Source organism: Microbacterium sp. NPDC055455, from assembly GCF_053619935.1.
On sequence record NZ_JBSHLB010000003.1, the window covers coordinates 265,654 to 281,053 of the forward strand.

At 72.3% G+C, this 15,400-nt stretch carries 12 protein-coding genes; 5 read left to right on the forward strand and 7 right to left on the reverse strand.

Annotated features, from left to right (window positions below; translation table 11 throughout):
• Positions 1-22: 22 nt before the first annotated feature.
• Both ACWGUG_RS11000 and ACWGUG_RS11005 read left to right on the forward strand, forming a co-directional pair.
• Positions 23-994 (forward strand): cation diffusion facilitator family transporter, encoded by a 972-nt coding sequence (locus ACWGUG_RS11000; RefSeq protein WP_336394751.1) that lies wholly within the window; start codon positions 23-25, stop codon positions 992-994.
• Between the two features lie 97 nt (positions 995-1,091).
• Entirely contained in the window at positions 1,092-2,018 is a 927-nt protein-coding gene (locus ACWGUG_RS11005; protein ID WP_378883844.1) for an LLM class F420-dependent oxidoreductase, read from the forward strand.
• 2 nt (positions 2,019-2,020) lie between these two features.
• On the opposite strand, the gene tadA is transcribed toward ACWGUG_RS11005, so the two are convergent.
• Positions 2,021-2,452: a tRNA adenosine(34) deaminase TadA gene (gene tadA, locus ACWGUG_RS11010; RefSeq protein WP_336395056.1), complete on the reverse strand. Its 432-nt coding sequence runs from the start codon at positions 2,450-2,452 to the stop codon at positions 2,021-2,023.
• A 99-nt stretch (positions 2,453-2,551) separates the two neighbouring features.
• On the opposite strand from tadA, the gene upp reads away from it, so the two are divergent.
• Positions 2,552-3,184, forward strand: a complete 633-nt coding sequence (gene upp / locus ACWGUG_RS11015) for a uracil phosphoribosyltransferase (protein ID WP_336394750.1) — start codon at positions 2,552-2,554, stop codon at positions 3,182-3,184.
• On the opposite strand, the gene ACWGUG_RS11020 is transcribed toward upp, so the two are convergent.
• The 4 genes from ACWGUG_RS11020 to ACWGUG_RS11035 all read right to left on the reverse strand — a co-directional run bounded on the left by ACWGUG_RS11020 (position 3,169) and on the right by ACWGUG_RS11035 (position 9,277).
• Complete coding sequence (locus tag ACWGUG_RS11020; protein WP_378883610.1) at positions 3,169-4,464, reverse strand: type III PLP-dependent enzyme; 1,296 nt, start codon at positions 4,462-4,464, stop codon at positions 3,169-3,171. The genes upp and ACWGUG_RS11020 overlap by 16 nt on opposite strands.
• Positions 4,461-4,997: a hypothetical protein gene (locus tag ACWGUG_RS11025; RefSeq protein ID WP_336394748.1), complete on the reverse strand. Its 537-nt coding sequence runs from the start codon at positions 4,995-4,997 to the stop codon at positions 4,461-4,463. The genes ACWGUG_RS11020 and ACWGUG_RS11025 overlap by 4 nt, the downstream gene beginning before the upstream one ends.
• Before the next feature lie 209 nt (positions 4,998-5,206).
• Complete coding sequence (locus tag ACWGUG_RS11030; protein ID WP_336394747.1) at positions 5,207-5,524, reverse strand: DUF3467 domain-containing protein; 318 nt, start codon at positions 5,522-5,524, stop codon at positions 5,207-5,209.
• A gap of 96 nt (positions 5,525-5,620) precedes the next feature.
• Positions 5,621-9,277, reverse strand: a complete 3,657-nt coding sequence (locus tag ACWGUG_RS11035; RefSeq protein WP_452324684.1) for a TM0106 family RecB-like putative nuclease — start codon at positions 9,275-9,277, stop codon at positions 5,621-5,623.
• A 93-nt stretch (positions 9,278-9,370) separates the two neighbouring features.
• Here ACWGUG_RS11035 and ACWGUG_RS11040 point away from each other — a divergent pair, with 93 nt between their 5' ends.
• Positions 9,371-11,449 (forward strand): NAD(+) synthase, encoded by a 2,079-nt coding sequence (locus ACWGUG_RS11040; RefSeq protein WP_452324685.1) that lies wholly within the window; start codon positions 9,371-9,373, stop codon positions 11,447-11,449.
• Positions 11,450-11,465: 16 nt separating this feature from the next.
• Here the strand turns inward: ACWGUG_RS11040 and ACWGUG_RS11045 are convergent, their stop codons facing one another.
• Positions 11,466-12,047, reverse strand: a complete 582-nt coding sequence (locus ACWGUG_RS11045; protein ID WP_336394744.1) for a hypothetical protein — start codon at positions 12,045-12,047, stop codon at positions 11,466-11,468.
• 217 nt (positions 12,048-12,264) lie between these two features.
• Here ACWGUG_RS11045 and ACWGUG_RS11050 point away from each other — a divergent pair, with 217 nt between their 5' ends.
• A complete protein-coding gene (locus tag ACWGUG_RS11050; protein ID WP_452324686.1) occupies positions 12,265-13,749 on the forward strand; it encodes a lipase maturation factor family protein in 1,485 nt (494 codons plus the stop codon).
• Between the two features lie 19 nt (positions 13,750-13,768).
• Here ACWGUG_RS11050 and ACWGUG_RS11055 read toward each other — a convergent pair whose 3' ends face one another.
• Positions 13,769-15,361: an MFS transporter gene (locus tag ACWGUG_RS11055; RefSeq protein ID WP_452324687.1), complete on the reverse strand. Its 1,593-nt coding sequence runs from the start codon at positions 15,359-15,361 to the stop codon at positions 13,769-13,771.
• Between the last annotated feature and the right edge of the window lie 39 nt (positions 15,362-15,400).

The following is a 15,400-nucleotide window of genomic DNA, read 5'->3' on the forward strand; positions in this document are numbered from 1 at the left end:
GCGGCGTCCGTAGACTCGTCGCATGAGTGCTTCCGGCGGCGGCAAGGCCATCATGGCCGCGTTCCTGGCCAACATGGGCATCGCCGTGGCGAAGTTCATCGCGTGGTTCCTCTCGGGATCCGCGTCGATGCTCGCCGAGGCCATCCACTCCGTCGCCGACTCGGGCAACCAGCTGCTGCTCCTGCTCGGCGGCCGGCAGGCCAAGCGCCGCGCGGATCGGGAGCATCCGTTCGGCTACGGACGCGAGCGCTACGTCTACGCGTTCGTCGTCTCGATCATCCTGTTCTCGGTCGGCGGCCTCTTCGCCATCTACGAGGGCGTCGACAAGCTGAGGCATCCGCACGCCCTCGACGAGCGCTGGTGGTGGCTGCCCATCGTCGTGCTCGTCGTCGCCATCGGCCTCGAATCGTTCTCGCTGCGCACGGCCATCGTCGAGAGCAACCACGTCCGCGCCGAGGGGCAGTCGTGGGTCTCGTTCGTCCGCCACGCGAAGGCGCCCGAGCTCCCCGTCGTGCTGCTCGAAGACATCGGGGCGCTCACCGGCCTGGTGTTCGCCCTCTTCGGCGTGGGGCTCACCGTCATCACCGGCAACACCGTGTTCGACGCCATCGGCACGCTCATGATCGGCACGCTGCTGATCCTCATCGCGATCGTTCTCGGCATCGAGACGAAGAGCCTCCTGGTCGGCGAAGGGGCGACGGATGCCGACCACCGGCGCATCGTCGACGCCATCGAGGCCGGACCCGAGGTGCAGCGGATCATCCACATCAAGACCCTGTACCTCGGCCCCGACGAGCTGCTGGTGGCGGCGAAGCTCGGCTTCCCCTCGGACGCGCCGCTGGCGCAGGTCGCGTCGCACATCGACCGGGTCGAGCAGCGGGTCCGGGCGGCCGTGCCCACGGCGCGCGTGATCTACTTCGAGCCCGACATCTACCGCCCCGATGACAGTGCGGCCCCGCCGACGTCCCAGTTCGTGATCAAGTCCGCCGACTGATCCGCCGCCCCCTCCGGCCGGCATCCCGGCCGCAGCGCGGCTCGACGCCGCCCGGGGCCGCCCGTCCTTCATCCCCATGCGAGGAGCACCCATGCCGATCGAGTACTGCGTCTTCACCGAACCCCAGCAGGGAGCGAGCTACGACGACCAGCTCGCGTTCGCGCAGGCGGCCGAGCGGCTCGGTTTCGACGGGTTCTTCCGCTCCGACCACTACCTCCACATGGGAGACGGCGACGGACTGCCCGGTCCCACCGACGCGTGGACCACGCTGGCCGGCCTCGCCCGCGAGACCTCGCGCATCCGGCTCGGCACGCTCGTCTCGTCGGTGACCTACCGCGTGCCCGGCCTGCTCGCGATCCAGGTGGCGCAGGTCGACGCGATGTCGGGCGGACGCGCCGAGCTCGGCCTCGGCACCGGCTGGTTCGCCCGCGAGCACGAGGCGTACGGCATCCCGTTCCCCGCCAAGCGGTTCGACATCCTCGAGGAGCAGCTCGAGCTCGTCACCGGCCTCTGGTCCACCCCTGTCGGCGAGACCTACAGCTTCGACGGGGCGCACTACCGGCTGACGGATGCCCCCGCGCTGCCGAAGCCGGTCCAGCAGCGGGTGCCCGTGATCGTGGGCGGCGGCGGCCCGCGGCGCACCCCCGAGCTCGCAGCCCGCTTCGCAACCGAGTTCAACATCGGCTTCCGCTCGGAGGCGGAGTCGGCGGAGAAGTTCGCCGGCGTGCGCGCGGCGTGCGAGCGGATCGGACGCGACCCCGCGTCGCTGAAGCTCTCGGTCGCGCTGCCCACGCTCGCCGGGGCATCCACCGCCGACCTCGACCGGCGCGCCGCCCGTATCGAGCGGACCGTCGACGAGCTGCGCGGCGACGTGAACATCGTCGGCGACCGCGACGAGATCGTCGCGAAGGTCGAGCGGCTCGTGGCGCTGGGGGCCCAGCGCGTGTACTTCCAGCTCATGGACCTGCAGGACATCTCGCACGTCGAGTATCTCGGCGAGGTGCTGCCGCACCTTCCGCGCTGACGCTAGCGGCGCGCGTCGAAGAAGGCGCGCAGGAGAGCGGATGCCTCGTCCTCGCGCACACCCGCCACGACCTCGGCGCGGTAGGGCAGGCGCCGGTCGCGGACCACGTCGTACATCGACCCGGCCGCCCCGGCCTTCTCGTCCCACGCGCCGAACACCAGTCGCGAGATGCGGGACTGCAGCACTGCGCCGGCGCACATGACGCAGGGCTCGAGCGTCACGACGAGCGTGCAGCCCTCGAGGTTCCAGGATCCGCGCGCGGCGGCGGCTGCACGCAGCGCGACGACCTCCGCGTGCGCGGTGGGGTCGTGGTCGAGCTCGCGCAGGTTGCGGCCCTCGGCGATGACCGCGCCGGAGGCATCCGTCACCACCGCCCCCACCGGCACGTCGCCCGACTCCCCCGCCTGGGCGGCCAGCGCGAGGGCGCGCTGCATCGCCGCGAGATCGGCGGTGTCGGGGTGCACACGACGAGCGTAGCCGCGCGGGCCCACATCGGCCCGGCGCCCACGGCGGGACGCACTACCCTTGGGCGTATGCGCCTGCACGTCGCCGACCACCCCCTCATCACCCACAAGCTCACGGTGCTGCGCGACCAGCGCACGTCGTCGCCGGTGTTCCGTCAGCTCACCGAGGAGCTCGTGACGCTGCTCGCCTACGAAGCGACCCGCAACGTGCGGGTCGAGCAGATCGAGATCCAGACGCCGGTCACCACGACCACCGGCGTCAAGATCGGCGACCCGCGTCCGCTCGTCGTACCGATCCTGCGTGCGGGGCTCGGGATGCTCGAGGGCATGGTCAAGCTCATCCCGACCGCCGAGGTCGGCTTCCTCGGCATGGTGCGCAACGAGGAGACCCTCGAGCCGTCCACGTACGCCGAGCGCCTGCCCGACGACCTCAGCGACCGCCAGTGCTTCGTGCTCGACCCCATGCTCGCGACCGGGGGCTCCCTGGGCGCGGCGATCGAGTTCCTGTTCCGCCGCGGCGCACAGGACGTCACGGCGATCTGCCTCCTCGGCGCCCCCGAGGGCGTCGCGGCGATCGAGAAGCAGGTCGACGGACGCGACGTCACCCTGGTGCTCGGCGCCCTCGATGAGCGGCTCAACGAGAAGGGCTACATCGTGCCCGGCCTCGGCGACGCCGGCGACCGCCTCTACGGCACCGTCTGACCCTCCGGCGCACGCAGCTCGACTCTCGGGAGGGCGGTCGCGCCCGTCACCGCACCGCCGTCGACGACCGCGACCGGCGTGAACGGGCGCCCGTTGAACCGCGTCGCGGTGACGGTGGTGTACGCGCCCATCGTCGGGCTGACGAGGAGGTCGCCCGGCTGCAGGTCGGGCAGCAGCACCTCGCGCGCGATGACATCCGACGAGTCGCACGTGGGGCCGGCGAGGGTGGCCCACCGGTGATCCTGCGGCCTCCGGCGGCGGCCGTCGTGGCCGGCGCCGCCGAGATCGCGCTCCGCGAAGACGAGCGGGTGCACGTCCTCGGTGAGCACGTTCGAGTACGACCCGTAGAGCCCGTCGTCGAGGTAGTACCACCGCCCGTCGGCGCGCTCGGCGACGCCCACGACGCTCGTGATGAGGCTCATCGCCTCGGCCACCATGACGCGACCCGGTTCGGCGATGATGTCGAGCCGCCGCGCGTGCGGGGCGAGGACCGGCCTCAGCGCGGCGGCGACCTCGTCGATCCCGGACGCCTCGCTGTCGTACGACGCCGGCAGCCCGCCCCCGATGTCGAGCGTGTCGAACTGCACGTTCAGTCGTCGCTCGAGGATCCCCATGAGCTCGAGGGTGTCGGCGGCCGCCGCGGCGAAGCGCGGCGGGTCGTCGAGCTGGCTGCCGACGTGATAGCTGAAGCCCGCGACCCGCACCCCCGACGCCAGCGCGCTCTCGACGAGCCGCGCGGCCTCGAACGGCCCGACGCCGAACTTGCTGGACAGGTCGCTCTTGGCGTGAGGGCTGCGGTAGGCCAGGCGCACCAGCAGCCGGGTGTCGGCCGGGGTGCCGTGGAACTTGGCGATCTCGGCCTCGTTGTCGACCACGAACGTGCGGACGCCGGCTGCGAGCGCCTCGGCGATCTCGGCCGGCTTCTTGATCGGGTGCGTGTGGATGATCCGCGTCGCCTCTACGCCGCGTCGGGTGAGCAGCCGCAGCTCCTCCCCGGTCGCGACATCGAACCCGCACCCGGCGCCGTCGAGGACGTCGAGCACCGCCTCGTGCGCGAGGGCCTTCACCGCGTAGTGGAAGCCGACGAACGGCAGCGCGGCGCGCAGACGCCCGTACTGCGCCTCGACGCGCGCCGGGTCCAGCAGCAGCACGGGAGTGCCGTGCACGGCGATGGCGGCGCGTGCAGCGACGGTGGACAGGAGAGCGGATGCCTCGGCCCGGCGACGGTCCTCGTAGGGGCGGGTGGTGCGCGGCTCGCGCCGCAGCGCGCCGAGGTTCATGACGCCACCGCCCTCGCGTGCCGGCCGTCGCGCAGACCGGACCTGGCGGTCACGGTGAAGGCGCCGGCGGCGATGGAGTAGAAGACGACGTCGGCGGCGATCTTGCCGGCGAGCATTCCCCACAGCGGGTCGGGGATCAGCCACACGCCGAGCAGGAGCGCGGCGGGACGGATCACGAAGGTGTCGAGCAGTTCCGCCGCACCGAACTCGGCGAGCAGCAGCATCGCGGTGCGCGCCACGGCACGCCGCCGCGTCGCCGACACCCGCGCCTGCTCGCTGTAGATGGTGACGGCGAGCACCAGGTAGAACCCGAGGATCTCGCCGCCGAGCGCGGCCAGCGCGATGAGGGGCGCGGCGTCCGTCCACATGGCGGCGAGGAGTCCGCCGAACACCATCGCGGCGGTGCCCGCCAGTTCGGCAGGGAGGTAGCGGACGATCCAGAAGACCAGCCCGCGGCGCCGGGCTGCGGCATCCGTCCGGCTGTCCTCCGTCGCCGACCCGGTCCCGGCGAGCCGGTGCTCGATGGTGCTCATGTCGTCCTCCTCGGTGTGGAGGAGGAGGGGGCGCCGGGGGTGATACCGCACGAATACGGCGCGGCATCCGCCCCTCGCCGAACGGATGCCGCGCCTCTGCGTCTATGCGACGCATGCCCCACCCAATCACGTGGGAGAAAGACCCCCAACGGGGTTGACATCGGCGAGCCGTTTGCTTACGGGAGGCGTGGCCGCGCCGGCCCGGTGCGTCAGTCTCCGAGCGGCTCCTGCGGGTTGCGGCGGCCCGTCTCGCGCTCCCAGAACTCCAGCTGCTGGGTCAGCGCCTTGGCGAGCTCGAACACCTGGTCGGGCGGGATGCGGATCCGGCTCACCACGCGGGCGGGCACGACGGTGTGGCGCTGCCCGGTCTCGGCGTCCACCTGCTCCCTCGGCGGCTGGGCGAGCGTGAGGAAATCCATCACGAACACGGTGGGCGTATGCCACACGTTCGCGAAGTCGGCGTAGGCGCCGCCGATCAGTTCCGGCGGGAGATCGATCTCGAACTGCTGGGATGCGTCGTCGGCCATGCGGGCTCCTCTTCGGGCGTCGGGTCTCGCGGCGTGGGACCGGGGCAGGACGCGCCGGTGCTGTCTGTGCGACGTGTGCGCGAGTCTACGCGGCGCTCAGCCCCTGCCGACCAGTCGCGCGAAGCCGCTGAGACGGGCCACCGCCTCCGGCGTGTACGGGAGGTCGTCCAGCAGCCCGGGGGAGTACACGACGTAGGCGGTGTGCATGGCGCGCGAGATCGCGACGTTCAGCCGGTTGCGCAGGAGCAGGAACTCCAGGCCCCGCGGAGCGTCCCGCCCGCTCGATGCGGCCAATGACACGATCGCGACCGCTGCCTCCTTGCCCTGGAACTTGTCGACCGTGCCGACGGGGACGTCGGGGAAGCCGGCGGCGGCGAGCGCGGCCTCGACCGCGACCTGCTGCGCGTTGTACGGCGTGACCACGATGATGTCGCCCTGCTCGAGCGGGCGCGGCGGCAGGGCCACCGACGTCCCGTCGGCGTCCGCGGTCGCGGCGTCCGTCCAGTCGCGGCCCACCAGGTCCGATACGAGGCGAGCCACCTCGGCGGCCTCCTCGAGGGACTGCGTGGCGTTTCCTCGATGGCGCAGCGGAACAGGAACGAGGCCCGGACGGATGCCGTCGATGCGGCGCAGCGCGGTCGACGGGTGCGCCTCGAGCTCGCCCCGGTACGACAGCGTCGAGACGGGCGCGGCCACCTCGGGCCGCATGCGCCGGGTCTGAGCGAGGAAGTAGCCGTACTCGGGCGGCACGACGTCGGCGCCGTCCATGACCCAGCCCAGGGCCGACGTGTCGACGGGCGCGGGGTGCGTGCCCTGGCTCACCTGCGGCAGCTGCTGGGGGTCGCCCAGCAGCAGCAGGCGGGGGGCCGCCAGCGACACCGCGATGGTGGACGCGAGCGAGAACTGCCCCGCTTCGTCGACGACGAGCAGGTCGAGGCTCCCGCGCGGCACGCGCCCCTCGTGGCTGAAGTCCCACGCCGTGCCGCCGATCACGTATCCGGATGCCTCGTGCTCGGCCGTGAACGCCGCGACGCCGTTCTTCGGGAGCACCGTGAACGAGTGGGCCGACGACGCGTCCTTCGGCGCCTTGCCGACCTGGACGGCCGGGACGCCCGCGGCGATCACGCGGTCGAGGAGCTGCTCGATCGTCGCATGGCCCTGGGCGACGACGCCCACCCGGTAGCCGTGCTCGCGGACGAGGCGCGCGATCACGTGGGACCCCACGTAGGTCTTGCCGGTGCCGGGGGGTCCCTGCACCGCGAGGTAGCTGCGGTCGAGGTCGCGGACCGCCCGTGTGATCGCGTCGACGATGTCACCGCCCGCCGCGGGCAGCAGGCCCGACAGGGTGCGCGGCGGACGACGGCAGAGGATGTCGGTGGCGGGGCCCGGGGGAAGTTCCGGTGCGGCGGCGATGACGGCATCCGCCCACGCGTCGATCGCCGCCTGCTGGTTTCCTGCCGCCGGCGGCGCCTGAGGGGTCAGCGCCAGGGGCAGGTCGGTCCAGGTCACGCCGTCGACGGCCGTCTCTTCGACGACCGCGCCGTCGTCGAGCACCTCGAGGACGGTCACCGAGCGGTACGAGTGGATCCACCGGGGCGACGGCTCGAACGGGTAGGGCGCCGGCAGCTCGTACAGCGCGAAGGGGTTCGTGCCCTCGCTCAGCCGCGTTCCCGGCGCGAGATCGCCGCGCAGTTCGACGATGCGGCGCTCCCCGCCGCGGCCGCTCTCGGCGAAGTGCCAGTCCTCGCGCACGCGGCTGCGCGCGGGATCGATCGTGACGACGTCGCGCGTCTCGTCCCAGAGCGACACCGGCTCGCGCAGCCGGAGGAAGTGCGTCGCCCAGAACGACTTCGCCTCGCGGGGGTAGTAGTCGATCGCGGCGGCCCCGAGGCGCAGCGATCGCGCGGGGACCGAGTCCTCCGGGTGGCGGTGCGCGAGGGCCTCGAGCGTGGTCGCCCGGGGCGACGGCTCGTACGCGCGCTCATCGGGCTCGGGATTGGGCGAGGGCACCAGGGCGGCCTCGCGGGCGCGGTCGACCAGCCAATCGCGCAGACGGCGCGTCGACACGCAGTCGTAGCGGTTGTAGTCCGCGAGATCGTCGAGCACGAGCCGGGCCTCGGCGTCGTCGCCGTCGTCCTGCAGCGCCCGCGCCTGGACGTACCGCACGATCGAGTCGTCGCCCTTCTGGACGTCGCTCGTGCGCACCTCGTCGCCCATGTAGAGCGGTTCGAGCTTCTTGATCGAATACGAGCGCGATCCGACCCGCAGCGCCCGGCGCACGATCGGGTAGAGGTCGACGAACACGCCGTCGCGCAGGAGCCGGTCGACGTCGGCCTCACGCACGCCGTGCCGCGCGGCCATCGCCAGCAGGTGCGTGGGCTCGTAGGGGGCGTAGTGGTAGATGTGCATGCCGGGGTGCTGCTGCCGGCGCAGGTTGACGATGTCGAGGAACGTCTCGAGAGCGCGCTTCTCGTCGGCGAACGAGTGCGCCCACAGCGCCGTGTACTGCTCGCGGCTGTCGACCCATCCGAACAGGTAGTCGATCCCCCACTGCGTGGGCTCCCCCGGCAGCGACGGCTCGGTGTGCAGCGGATCGCCCTCGAAGTCGAAGAAAAGGTCGCCGTGGTCGGGACGCGGCAGCGCCCCGAGCGCCTTGGGCGCCACGACCTCGAACACCGGGACGGGCGGCGGCTCGGGCGCCGCAGCCGGCACCTCGAGGACCGCGGCCAGCGTCACCGTCCCCTGCGCCGCGACGCCGCCGTCGGACGCGACGATGCTCTCGGCCGCCGGCGCCTGCGGTCGGGCCGGCTTCGGCGCTGTGAGCGGCGGCGTGCCGGCCGGGCTCTCGAGCTGCAGCCGCGCCTGCGTGCGCAGGGAGGCGAAGACGTCCGGATTCATCCCGACGGGACCCACTGCGGCGTGGGCGAGCTGCTCGATGGTCGAGATGCCCGCGGCGCGAAGGCGCTCGCGCTGCACCGGGCGCATCCCCGCCACGAGGAGCAGATCGCGGGATGCCACCACCTCGGCGTCGCACGTCGCGCAGCGCCCGCAGGCGACGACGGCGAGGTCGCCCCGCGGGTCTCCCCACGGGACCGGCTCGCCCGCCGCCCCGAGGTCGAGCCGGCGGTCGGCGATGAGCGCCGCGAGACGCTCGCGCCGCAGCGAGAAGACCGGGAGCAGGTCGTCGACCTCGTGCTCGCTGACGCTGCCGTCGCCGAGCAGCAGCTGCACCCGGTCGGAGCGCGGAACGGCGAGCCGGTCGAGCTGGTCGACGTATGCCGCCAACTGCATGAGGGCGGTCACCCGCGCGTGGCGCGCGAGCTTCGTGTCCTGCACGAGCCACGGCCTCGTCGCCCCCGCGCCCGACGACGGGTCGCGCACGAGGAAATCGGCGAAGCCGACGAACGAGTCGGTGGCGAAGGCGGCCTGGTAGACCACCTCGGCGTCGGAGTCCAGTGCCGCGTTGGTCAGGGCGACGGCCTCCGCGAGGGCAGCGGCGTCGGACGAGCGCGTCTCGGGGATCTGGACGACCCGATCGCCGTAGCGCCGGACGTAGTCGGCGAGCACGCGCTGCTCGTGCACCGTGCCGAGGCGCCCGGCCCGCTCGAGCGTCAGATCTTCGGGCTCTTCCACGGCGGCGATGCGCCCGAGCCGCGCGTCGATCGCCCGCAGCCACGCGAACTCGCACTCCGCGGCGGCCTTGAGATCGCTCGCGCTCCAGACGATCCGGCCTTCGTCCTCGATGTATCGCATGCCCCGCCCTTCCCCATCGACCCTAGCCGCGGCATCCGACACCCCCGGCACGACCCCGGACGGCCCGCGGGGGCACCTGACAGACTGGTGCGCATGAGCCTGCCCTTCGAGAGCGCATACCGGCACGGATTCGCCCGCGTCGCGGCCTGCACCATCCCGATCTCGATCGCCGATCCGCAGTCCAACGCCGAGGCGGTGCTGGCATCGGCCCGGGAGTGCGACGCTGAGGCGGTCGCCGTCGCGGTCTTCCCCGAGCTCTGCCTGACCGGCTACAGCATCGAGGACCTCGTCATGCAGGACGCCGTGCTCGACGCCGTCGTGGCGGCGATCGAACGGCTGGTCGAGGCATCCGTCGATCTGCTCCCGATGCTCGTGGTCGGCGCGCCGCTGCGCCATCGCAGCCGGCTGTACAACTGCGCCGTCGTGATCCACCGCGGCGAGCTGCTGGGCGTCGCGCCCAAGTCGTACCTGCCGACCTACCGCGAGTTCTACGAGCGGCGCTGGTACGCCGCCGGCGACGACCAGGGCGGGCAGGACATCCGGGTGGGTGCTCTCGAGGCGCCGTTCGGCCCGGACCTGCTGTTCGAGGCGCTCGACGTGCCGGGGCTCGTGGTGCACGCGGAGGTGTGCGAGGACGTCTGGGTCCCGATCCCGCCGTCCTCGGCCGCGGCGCTCGCGGGCGCGACCGTGCTGCTCAACCTCAGCGGCAGCCCCATCACCATCGCGCGCGCCGAAGACCGCAAGGACCTCTGCAAGTCGCAGTCGCTGCGGTGCCTGGCCGCCTACGCGTACGCCGCCGCGGGCGACGGCGAGTCCACGAACGACGTCTCGTGGGACGGCCAGACGATGATCTACGAGGGCGGCAACCTCCTCGCCGAGACGGAGCGCTTCCCCGACGGTCCCCGCAAGTCCGTCGCCGACGTCGACCTCGACCGGCTGCGGCAGGACCGGCTGCGACAGGGCACCTTCGACGACAACCGCAGGACGACGGGGGCGGATGCCGCGTTCCGCACCGTGCACTTCGAGCTCGATCCGCCGCAGGCCGACGTCGGCCTGCGGCGCGTGCTCGACCGCTTCCCGTTCGTGCCCGACGACCCGGAGCGCCTCGCGCTGGACTGCTACGAGGCCTTCAACATCCAGGTGTCCGGCCTGGTTCAGCGCATGCGCGCGATCGGCGGTCCCAAGCCCGTCATCGGGGTCTCGGGCGGCTTGGACTCGACGCACGCGCTGCTCGTGGTTGCCCGCGCCATGGATGTGATGGGCCGCCCGCGCAGCGAGATCCTGGCGTACACGATGCCCGGCTTCGCCACCAGTGAGCACACCAAGTCCAACGCCATCGCGCTGGCCGAGGCAGTGGGCGCCTCGATCGAGACGATCGACATCCGCCCGCTCGCGATCGAGATGCTCGAGCGACTGGATCACCCGTTCGCCGACGGCGAGCCGGTGCACGACATCACCTTCGAGAACGTGCAGGCGGGCCTTCGCACCGACTACCTGTTCCGGCTGGCGAACCACCACGGCGGCATGGTCATCGGCACGTCCGACCTGTCGGAGCTCGCCCTCGGCTGGGCGACCTACGGCGTCGGCGACCACATGAGCCATTACGCCGTGAACGCCGGCGTGCCCAAGACCCTCATCCAGCACGTGATCCGCTGGGTGATCTCGCACCGCGGCGACGAGGGCGGCTCGGCCGATCTGAGCGATCGCGCGCGCGAGGTGCTGCAGTCGGTCCTCGACACCGAGATCTCGCCCGAGCTCGTCCCGGCCGGACAGGACGGCAGGATGCAGTCCACCGAGGATCGCATCGGTCCGTACGCACTCCACGACTTCGCGCTGTACCACGTGCTGCGCTTCGGGTTCCGGCCGTCGAAGATCGCGTTCCTCGCGGCCGCCGCGTGGGGCGACAAGGACGCCGGCGCCTGGCCGCCCGGCTTCCCCGACGAAGACCGCTACGCCTACGACCTGCCCACGGTCGCGAAGTGGCTGCAGGTGTTCCTGAAGCGCTACTTCGCCTTCGCGCAGTTCAAGCGCTCGGCGATCCCGAACGGACCGAAGGTGTCGCCGGCCGGCTCGCTGTCTCCTCGCGGGGACTGGCGGGCCCCGTCCGACGGCAACGCCCGCGCCTGGCTCGCGGAGCTGGAGGCGGCGCTTCCCGAGCTCGTCGAGGAGTGACGACGGATGCCGCGGGTCAGCTCGCCGGAGCGTGGGTGTACGCGAGCGTGATGATCCAGCTGTCGCGCGAGAGGTCGGCCAGCTGGTAGAAGACCTTGCGATCTGGGATCCAGCCCTTCGAGAGCGGGCTGTCCAGGCGCACGTGGTCCGCGGCGACGCGCGCGCCGCGCCCGTCCGCGTCGCGCACCGCCTGGACCCGCGTCCAGTGGGCGAGGAGCTTGCGCAGGTCGTCCTCTTCGAACAGGTGCGAGTGCCGCTTCATCAGGTGCAGCTCCGCGTCGTCCGGGTGTGCGTCGCGCAGGTCGAGCCCCAGTGCGGTGTCGGCGTCGCTGACGGCCACGACCGTGGCGGCGCGGAAGCTGACGTTCCGGATCTTCAGGGGCACCTCGGCGCCGTCCACCTCCGCGATGAGCTGGGTGTGGAACCCGAACGTTCGGGGAGCCTCCCGCTCGACGCGCACGCTCTCCGGCTCGACACCGAGGCGCGTCGCGACGAGCTCCTTCGCGAGGAGGCGTTTGCGGTCATGCTCGGGCAGCTTGGGATCCCAGCCGAGCCGGGCCGTGATCCCCGTCGGAGTCTCCAGAAGCACCGATTCCATGATCCACACCCCATCCCCGCGGGCCGTCCGCACCTCCATCCTGGCGAAGCACCGAGCGGGGTGGTAGACCGCCACGCGGGCGTCGCGCAGGGGGCGCCGTCCGCGTGAGGGCGTCCGCGCGTCAACCCCCTGCCGCGCGCCCGGTCCGTGTCGCAGGATGGCACCATGAGCGGGCGGGCGGCGGAGACCGAGGCGTGACCGCGGGCACAGCTCACCTATGGACGGTTTCGCGGCGGTCGACTTCGAGTTCGCGCGGCAGGTGCTCCAGCGGGGGATCGCCGCGCTCTTCGTCGTCGCCTTCGTCTCGTCGCTGAACCAGTTCCGGCCGCTGCTCGGCGAGCGCGGGCTGCTCCCGGCGCCCGAGCTGCTGGACTGGGCCAGTTCGTCGGCCCGGGCAGGGCGCCTGCTCCGCCCTACGCTGTTCCGGTACGTGCGGTACACCGATCGCCGGCTCGTGGCGCTCTGCGCGGCCGGCATCGTCGTCGCGGCCGCGCTGGCGGCCGGCATCCCGCAGCTGGGCCCGCCGTGGGTGCCGATGGCGTGCTTCCTCGCGCTGTGGCTGGGATACATGTCGATCACGAGCATCGGCCAGACCTTCTACGGCTTCGGCTGGGAGATGCTGCTGCTCGAAGCGGGGTTCCTCGCGGCGTTCCTCGGCTCGGACGACCAGCCCCCGCCGACGGCGGTGATCGTCCTGTTCTGGTGGCTGGTGTTCCGTCTCGAGTTCGGCGCCGGCATGATCAAGATCCGCGGCGGCCGCGAGTGGCGCGACCTCACGGCGCTGATGTACCACCACGAGACGCAGCCGATGCCGGGCCCGCTGAGCCGTCAGGCGCACCTGCTCCCCCGCTGGTTCCACCGCGGCGAGGTGGTGGGGAACCACTTCGCACAGCTCGTCGTGCCGTGGTTCCTGTTCGCTCCGCTTCTCGGCACCGTCGTGCCCGGCCCGGTGCCGGCCGTCATCGGCGCGGTCGCGGCCGCCGTCGTGATCGCGACGCAGGCGTGGCTGGTCGTCACGGGCAACTTCGCCTGGCTCAACTGGATGACGATCGTGATCGCGTTCTCGGCGATCGGGCTGCCGGGGATCGGGAGCGACGCCCGCCCCGCGGCATCCGCCCCGCCCTGGATCGTCGACGGGATGCCGCTGTACTGGGTCGTCGTCACCGGCGCGGTCGGCGCGCTCTACGCGGTGCTCAGCTGGTGGCCGCTCCGGAACCTCTTCGCGCGACGGCAGCTGATGAACGCGTCGTTCAACCGCTGGCAGCTCGCCAACGCGTACGGCGCCTTCGGGACGGTGACGAAGGAGCGCATCGAGATCGTCGTGGAGGGCACGATGGACGACGATCCGGATGCCGCGACGTGGCACGAGTACGGCTTCAAGGGCAAGCCCGGAGACGTCCGCCGGGTCCCCCGCCAGTACGCGCCGTACCACCTGCGCCTGGACTGGCTGATGTGGTTCCTTCCGCTCGGACGGTCGCTTGATGACTGGTTCACGGCGTTCCTGGTGCGATTGCTGGAAGCGGATGCCCCGACCCTGCGCCTTCTCGCGCACGACCCGTTCGCGGGCGAGCGGCCGCGGTGGGTGCGGGCGGTCTCCTACCGCTATCGCTTCACCGGCCGGGAGGAGTTCCGGCGGACGCGAGCACGGTGGACGCGCGACCGTCGGCGGCCCGTCCTCGGGCCGGTCTCGCTGCGACGGTGACGCGGCGGGCGTGCGGTGGTCAGGGCACGGGGTCGCCGCCGCCGCCGCTGCGGTCGGCGGCCCGGCTGCGCCGCGCCGTCAGATCGACGATCGCGACGAGGAACGCGATCCCGAGGAAGACGCCCACCGACAGCATCCCGAATGCGTAGGCGTCGTGGTACACCACGAGCTCGTCGGCGGTGCCCGACTCGCGGTAGATCGCGGAGTAGAACAGCGACAGCCCCACCGCGGTGCCCACCGCGGCGCCGATGCGCTGCCCCAGCTGGCCGACCGAGCCTGCGAGCCCGCCCCGTTTGACCGGGATGTCCGCGAGGGTGAGCGCCTGGTTCGGCGCGATGACCAGACCCCCGCCTGCCCCGCCGACGGTCATCATGGCCGCCGCGAGGTAGGGCGTCCACGCCGGATCGCTGTACAGGGCGATGAGCACGAGGCCCCCGGCGCACAGCAGGACGCCGACCAGCCCCCACACCACGACGACGCGACCGTGGGCGCTGACGAGGTTGCCGCCGATCCACGAGGTGGCGGCGCTGGCCAGCGCGAAGCCGATCGACACCATCCCGGCGAACACCGGCTCGAGGCCGAGGCCGATCTGGAGGTAGAGCGTGGTGAGCAGGAACAGCGCGGGCAGCGCGGTGAAGTAGGCGGTCTGCAGAAGCGTGCCGTTGCGGTACGACGCGATGCGGAACAGACCGAGCGGGATGAGGGGGTTCCGACCGCGGGCGGCGTAGCGGCGCTCCCACGCGATGAACGCCGAGGCGAACAGCGCGAAGCCGACGAGCAGCCACCACCGCGCCGGGTCGTCGGTCGGCGCCCCCGTGGTGAACAGGAAGGGCCACATCAGCGACACGATGCTCGCGCCGAACAGCAGCACGCCGATGGGGTCGAGCTGTACGGGGCGCTGCGACGGGGTGCGCGTCTCGGGGAGCAGCCACAGGGCGAGACCGATCGCGGCCAGGCACAGCGGCACGTTCATCCAGAAGATCAGCCGCCAGCCGTCGGTCGGGCCGCCCAGCGCGATGAGCAGACCGCCCAGCGTCGGGCCGAACGCCGTCGCCAGCCCGATCGTGGCCCCGAAGAGGCCGAACGCGCGGGCGCGCTCCTTGCCCTGGAAGAGCTCCTGCGCCATGCCGAGCACCTGCGGCATCTGGATGCCGGCGGCCACGCCCTGCAGCAGCCGCGCGACGAGCAGCACCTCGGCCGTCGGCGCGAGCGCGCACAGCACGCTCGACGCGGTGTACAGCGAGAGGCCGACGACGAAGAGGGTGCGCCGCGAGCGCTGGTCGCCGAGGCGCCCCATCGGGACGAGCACCAGTCCGAACGTCAGCACGAAGCCCGACACGATGAGCTGCAGCTCGGTCGATCCGGCGTCGAGCACCTCCCCGATGGAGGGCAGCGCGACGTTGACCTTCGTCATGTCGAGGATCGTGATCGCCGCGACCGACACGCAGACCCAGAACGCCCGCCACCGTGCCCCGGCGGAGAGCGGGATCACCGCGGTGTGGGCCGGCGCGGGCCGGGCCGGCGCAGGACGGCCGGCACCGGGCGAGTCCGTGCTCGCCGTCTCCGAGACTGTGCTCGAGGACTTCAGCGGTCGCGACTCTTGCCCAGGCATCGTGCCCAGGCTAACCCCCTCCCGCCCCGGCTCGGGTCG

What these genes read in the sequence shown, in the direction of transcription:
- ACWGUG_RS11045 (WP_336394744.1), bottom strand. Translation starts at nt 12,047, where the DNA reads ATGGAATCGGTGCTTCTGGAGACTCCGACGGGGATCACGGCCCGGCTC.
- ACWGUG_RS11050 (WP_452324686.1), top strand. Translation starts at nt 12,265, where the DNA reads ATGGACGGTTTCGCGGCGGTCGACTTCGAGTTCGCGCGGCAGGTGCTC.
- ACWGUG_RS11025 (WP_336394748.1), bottom strand. Translation starts at nt 4,997, where the DNA reads ATGAGCACCATCGAGCACCGGCTCGCCGGGACCGGGTCGGCGACGGAG.
- tadA (WP_336395056.1), bottom strand. Translation starts at nt 2,452, where the DNA reads ATGCAGCGCGCCCTCGCGCTGGCCGCCCAGGCGGGGGAGTCGGGCGAC.
- ACWGUG_RS11035 (WP_452324684.1), bottom strand. Translation starts at nt 9,277, where the DNA reads ATGCGATACATCGAGGACGAAGGCCGGATCGTCTGGAGCGCGAGCGAT.
- ACWGUG_RS11020 (WP_378883610.1), bottom strand. Translation starts at nt 4,464, where the DNA reads ATGAACCTCGGCGCGCTGCGGCGCGAGCCGCGCACCACCCGCCCCTAC.
- upp (WP_336394750.1), top strand. Translation starts at nt 2,552, where the DNA reads ATGCGCCTGCACGTCGCCGACCACCCCCTCATCACCCACAAGCTCACG.
- ACWGUG_RS11040 (WP_452324685.1), top strand. Translation starts at nt 9,371, where the DNA reads ATGAGCCTGCCCTTCGAGAGCGCATACCGGCACGGATTCGCCCGCGTC.
- ACWGUG_RS11030 (WP_336394747.1), bottom strand. Translation starts at nt 5,524, where the DNA reads ATGGCCGACGACGCATCCCAGCAGTTCGAGATCGATCTCCCGCCGGAA.
- ACWGUG_RS11000 (WP_336394751.1), top strand. Translation starts at nt 23, where the DNA reads ATGAGTGCTTCCGGCGGCGGCAAGGCCATCATGGCCGCGTTCCTGGCC.
- ACWGUG_RS11055 (WP_452324687.1), bottom strand. Translation starts at nt 15,361, where the DNA reads ATGCCTGGGCAAGAGTCGCGACCGCTGAAGTCCTCGAGCACAGTCTCG.